The sequence below is a fragment of the Halomonas sp. genome (assembly GCF_041689495.1).
Lineage (GTDB): Bacteria > Pseudomonadota > Gammaproteobacteria > Pseudomonadales > Halomonadaceae > Halomonas.
Window position 1 is genome coordinate 1 of sequence record NZ_JBDNGD010000508.1, and the last position, 4,962, is coordinate 4,962.

The window sequence follows — 4,962 nt, forward strand, 5'->3', positions numbered from 1 at the left end:
CGCCCCGTCAGGAATGAACGTCGCCATGGCGCGCCTCCCTGTCGCGGGTTTCCCAATCGAGGGCGGCCTGCTGACCGCGGGCCTGGTTCACGCCCAGGCAGACCAGGATGGCGATGAGGAACAGCGCCACACAGAGCAGTATCGAGGCCTGCAGGCCGACCACCGACTGCAGCAGCCCCAGGCCAATGATGCCGATCACCCCGGCGAGCTTGTTGGCCAGGCCCCAGAAGCCGAAGAACTCGGCGGCCTTGCGGCTTGGCGAGAAGAGCCCCACCAGGGCGCGACTGGCCGACTGGCTGGACCCGAGGCTGAGCCCCGCCAGGCAGCCAACGAAGAGGAAGAGGTGCTGGGCCTGCCAGTCGAGGCCGAAGCGGGCGTTGAGGAACGCCGTGACTTCCGGCGTGGCCCAGATGGCCAGGATCGACACCACCCAGAGCCCCAGGGTAATCAGGTAGGTCACCTTGGTGCCGATACGATCCTGGATGAAGCCGAAGCCCAGCGCCCCGGCGGCGGCGGTGATCTGCACGATGATGAACATGATATTGCGGATCGCCTCGTCCCAGCCGATCACCTGGGCACCGTAGATGAAGGCGAAGGCGATGATGATGTAGACCCCGGCCATGGAGAACAGCAGCGAGACGAGGAAGAGCCCCAGGTCACGGAAGCGCCGCAGCTCGTGCAGCGTGGTGGAGACTCGTTCCCGGGCGATCTCCCGGTAGGGCTTGCCGGGAGGCTGGGGAGTCCCGCGCTCCCTGACCCAGAGGAAGGTGGGAATGGCGGTGATCAGGAAGAAGCCGGCGGTGAAGGGGCCCACCCAGCGCACGCGCTCGAAATTCTCCGCCGAGGCCTCGCCCAGCACCAGCAGCGTGAAGCCCGCGGCGAAGAGCCCCCCCACATAGCCCAGGGCCCAGCCGAAGCCGGAGATCTTGCCCATGTCCTCGGGAGGACCCAGATCCGGCAGGAAGGCGGCGATGAAGGACTCGCCCATGGAGTAGGCGTAGTTGGAAACGATGATCAGCGCCAGCCCCAGCAACACATAACCCGGCGCCACGAAGTAGAGCATGGCGGTAGTCGCCACGGTGGCCAGGTAGCTGACGAACAGGAAGCGTTTCTTGGACGCCTGGTAGTCCATCACCGCCCCGCACAGCGGGCCCGTGATCACCACCAGCAGATAGCTCACCGCCAGCGCCAGGCTCCACAGGAAGTTGGCCAGTCGGTAGCCGTCGCCGCGGTCACCGACGATCACCGTGGTGAAGAGCTCGCCGAACACCACGGTGATGATCAGCAGCGTATAGGCCTGGTTGGCGAAGTCGAACATCGCCCAGCCGAAGATCTCCCGGCGCGAGGCGCGCGGCGTGGTCGGCACGGCGGCGGTCAGGCTCATGGCCACATCCCTGTCAGAATCAGGTGCTCACCATAGCAGCCCGTCCCGCGCTAGACGAGATCGCGGGGGATGGTCTCATCCCAGGTCCGCGCATAGAGGCGGGTGTCGCCCTCCCAGGCATCCAGGGTGGCGCGGACACGGAAGTTGTCCGGGTCACTGGTCATCAGGGTGCGGGTCAGGGTGTGCACCTCCCAGTCGCCACGCTTGAAGCTGCGGCGCCACTCCGTCCAGCCGCTGACGGTGTCGTAGCTGCCGTAGGAATACTGGTAACGCTCGGTGACCTGGGCGGCGATCTCCAGGTCGATGTCGTCGATCCGGTATCGCCCCTCGTCGTTGATCACCTCCAGGGTGGTCCGGTCGTTGGCCAGATCGCGGATCACCTGCCAGGTCTCCTGGGTAGGCTGAAGCAGGGTCTTGGCCAGCGGAGGCGCGCCCTCGGGCTCGCCAAAGGCCGGCAGATCGGCCTCCTCCTCGGGTCGCGGCGCCCGCACCGGCAGTACCAGGCGACAGCGACTCGGCAGGATGGTCAGCCGCGCCGGCCTGGGCGACGGCCAGGCCAGGGGCCAGTAACTGGTGGAGAGTGCCAGGCGGATGGCGTGCCCGGCGGCGAACTGCTGGGCGATATGCTTGAGAAAAATCCGTACCCGGTAGCGTTTGCCCGGTTCCAGGGGCTCGGGGAACTCGTCGCTGTCGCGGTGGGTGAGATTGAGCAGACCATAGGAGACCCGGGTCGCCTTGTCGTCCTCGGCGATGTCGGTGAGTCGCAACGCCACCATGGCCACCGGCTGGTCCGCCTCCAGTTCCAGCTCGACCATCGGCTGGCCGCAGATCTCCATCGGCGTCTCCAGGCGAGGCGTCTGGAAGATCAGCGAGCCGCCATCCTCGTCGCGCTGGTCATGGGGCAGGTCCGGCGGGGCATTGTAGGAGCACCACTTGCCGGCATAGAGCCCCACCGAGAGCGGCGAGCGGATATCCAGGGTGGCTTCGTCGTCCTGTCCTTCGGCTTCCGGCAGCAGGTCGTGGCCCTCGCTGAGCCGGAAGGAGGTGGGGAGGATGTTCGGCGAGGGCCACTCGGGCTCGGCGATCCAGCGCCCCGGGCGCTCCTCGTAGCGTGCCGAGGGCGGCACCGACTCCTGCATCCAGACCCGCAGCATGGGCTCGTCCATGATCCCGGTGTCGATGCCCTTGAGCCACTGGTCCCACCAGCGCAGCGAGTCCTGCAGGAAGCCGATGGCCGGCCCGGGCACCCCCATGTGCGGGTACTTGTGGGCCCAGGGGCCGACCAGCCCCTTGCGCGGCACCGAGAGCCCCTCCAGCACCCGGAAGACGGCGTTGCAGTAGCCGTCGGCCCAGCCGCTGACGGCATAGACCGGGCACTGAATGGCCGAGTAGTCCTCGCACACCGAGCCGTGCTTCCAGTAGTCATCGCGGCGCTGGTGCTCGAGCCACTGGGTCAGCCAGAGGCCGCTGCCGTCCAGCCGCTCCAGCCACATCTCCCGCCAGCGCTCCCCCACCAGGTCGGGGTCCGGCGGACAGGCGTTGCCGTCGAACATGGTCGAGGCCCAGGAGAGGTTGTCGCCCAGCAGGCAGCCACCCATGTGGTGGATGTCGTCGGCGTAGCGGTCATCAGTGAAGCACAGGGTGATCACCGCCTTGAGCTGGGGCGGGCGCAGCGCGGCGATCTGCAGGCCATTGAAGCCGCCCCAGGAGATGCCGATCATGCCCACCTCCCCGGTGCACCAGCTCTGCGCTTCTAGCCATTCGAGGATCGCCAGACCGTCTTCCAGTTCCAGGGGAAGGTACTCGTCGGTGATCACGCCATCGGACTCGCCGGTACCGCGGATGTCGACCCGCACCCCGGCATAGCCGTGGCCTGCCCAGTAGGGATGCATCTGGGCATCGCGCTCGGCGGTCAGATCACGCTTGCGATAGGGCAGGTACTCGAGGATGGCGGGCACCGGGTGGCGGTCGGCATCCACCGGACGCCAGATCCTCGCGGCCAGGCGAGTGCCGTCCGCCATCGGGATCCAGGTCTCCTCTTCCTGCACCCGGCGGGGAAAATCGGTGACGATACGCATGGCCCTGCACTCCTCGTTCCTTGTGGTCCCGCTCGCAGAAGCCTTGATACTCAGCCCTGGATGTCGTCGAAGTCGAACGCCAGTCGCGCCGCCAGACGGTCATAGTCGGTGAGCAACTGCTCGGCCGATGCCGCACCCATAAAGACATGAGCCAGCGCGAAACTGTAGGCGTCCTGCTCGGGCAGGGTGGAGAGCCGCTGCCCTTCCTCCACCTGTACGGCGATCTTGCTGCCCGGAAAGTCGGCCAGGAGTTCCGCGAGCTCCGCGTCGGTGGGGACCCGAGTCACCACCGCATCGGTAAAGAATACCCGGTGGAAGAACTTGGCCGCCATCGGAAATTCCCCCTGCCGATGGGGCATGTCGGGCCGCCGACCCAGTCCCAGGTCGATGGTGACCTGCTGGTTGCTGACGCCATCGACCTTCTCGAAGAGGTCGCAGTGGGACTGGGAGATACGCGTATTGATCTCCAGCAACCAGATGCGCCCCTGCACCTCGTCCCAGAAATACTCGACGTTGAAGGCGGCATTGTCGTAGCCGATATGGCCCATGATGGTGTCGGTGAGCTCGACCATGGTGGCCTGGACATCCTCCGGCAGCCCCGAGGGATAGCGGTAGTGGAAGAAGCTCAGCACATGGGGATAGCGCAGCGAGTCGACGATGCCATAACTGACCACCTCGCCATCGAAGACATAGCCCTCCACGGTGCACTGCCAGCCGCCGATGATCTCCTCGGCCATGCAGAAATGGCCATCCACCGCGGCGATCTCCGGCGGCAGGCGAGCGTGTTCGAGCACCGTGTTGAAGGGGTCGGCGATGGTCCCGATGGAGTCACGAAGCTGTTCGATGGCCTGGTAGAAGTCTTCCGGCGTGTCGATGCGAAAGCCCAGCCGCGACCCGGACGACTTGATCGGCTTGACGAAGAAGGGGAAGTAGAGCCCCGCCTCGCCGATGCGGGTCATCGCCTCGTCATCGAAGGGATCGAAGGCGGTGAAGGCCGGGATATGGCCCGGGATCACCTCGCGCTGGACCCGGCGGCTCCAGTACTTGTGCTCGCACTTGAGCAGGCTCTCAAGCGAGGTGCTGCGGACACCGAAGCGCTCGCAGAGGATCGGCAGCATGGTCGAGACCGGGAAGTCCATGTAGCCGACGATGGCATCGATGGAACCCTCGAAGGCCTCGAGCTGGGCCGTGGCTTCCTCGAGCATCGCGGCGATATCGAAGATCTCGGTATCGTAGACCGCCTCGGGCGCGATCACCCCGTGAAAGCGCCAGCCCTCGGCCCCGCGCAGGGTCTCGAGTCGCTCGCGGTTGAAGTCGTTGAGCCCTACCACGAAGATATTCTTGATGTCAGTCATCTTGAGGATCCTTCAGTCGCTTTCGGGATACGCGAGGATGCAGAATCGGTGGACATCCTTCAGCATATCCTAGGGGGAAACCCGACTGAGCTGAAACCCGACGGCAGCCATAGGGTCTCAAGACAGGACGTCTCAAGACAGGACG

General features: G+C 65.8%; 3 protein-coding genes. All 3 read right to left on the minus strand.

Going from position 1 to position 4,962, the window contains the following annotated elements; all coding sequences use genetic code 11:
* Window positions 1–7: 7 nt before the first annotated feature.
* From ACESMD_RS15110 to ACESMD_RS15120, 3 genes are read right to left on the minus strand one after another with little or no spacing between them, the layout of a single operon-like run.
* Window positions 8–1,384, minus strand: coding sequence for an MFS transporter (locus ACESMD_RS15110; RefSeq protein WP_372614592.1), 1,377 nt, complete (start codon window positions 1,382–1,384; stop codon window positions 8–10).
* A 50-nt stretch (window positions 1,385–1,434) separates the two neighbouring features.
* Window positions 1,435–3,462: a CocE/NonD family hydrolase gene (locus tag ACESMD_RS15115; protein WP_372614594.1), complete on the minus strand. Its 2,028-nt coding sequence runs from the start codon at window positions 3,460–3,462 to the stop codon at window positions 1,435–1,437.
* Window positions 3,463–3,512: 50 nt separating this feature from the next.
* Window positions 3,513–4,817, minus strand: a complete 1,305-nt coding sequence (locus ACESMD_RS15120; RefSeq protein WP_372614596.1) for an acetyl-CoA carboxylase biotin carboxylase subunit family protein — start codon at window positions 4,815–4,817, stop codon at window positions 3,513–3,515.
* Between the last annotated feature and the right edge of the window lie 145 nt (window positions 4,818–4,962).

Excerpts from the sequence above, each read along its gene's own strand:
- ACESMD_RS15110 (WP_372614592.1), bottom strand. The coding sequence starts at position 1,384 with ATGAGCCTGACCGCCGCCGTGCCGACCACGCCGCGCGCCTCGCGCCGG.
- ACESMD_RS15115 (WP_372614594.1), bottom strand. The coding sequence starts at position 3,462 with ATGCGTATCGTCACCGATTTTCCCCGCCGGGTGCAGGAAGAGGAGACC.
- ACESMD_RS15120 (WP_372614596.1), bottom strand. The coding sequence starts at position 4,817 with ATGACTGACATCAAGAATATCTTCGTGGTAGGGCTCAACGACTTCAAC.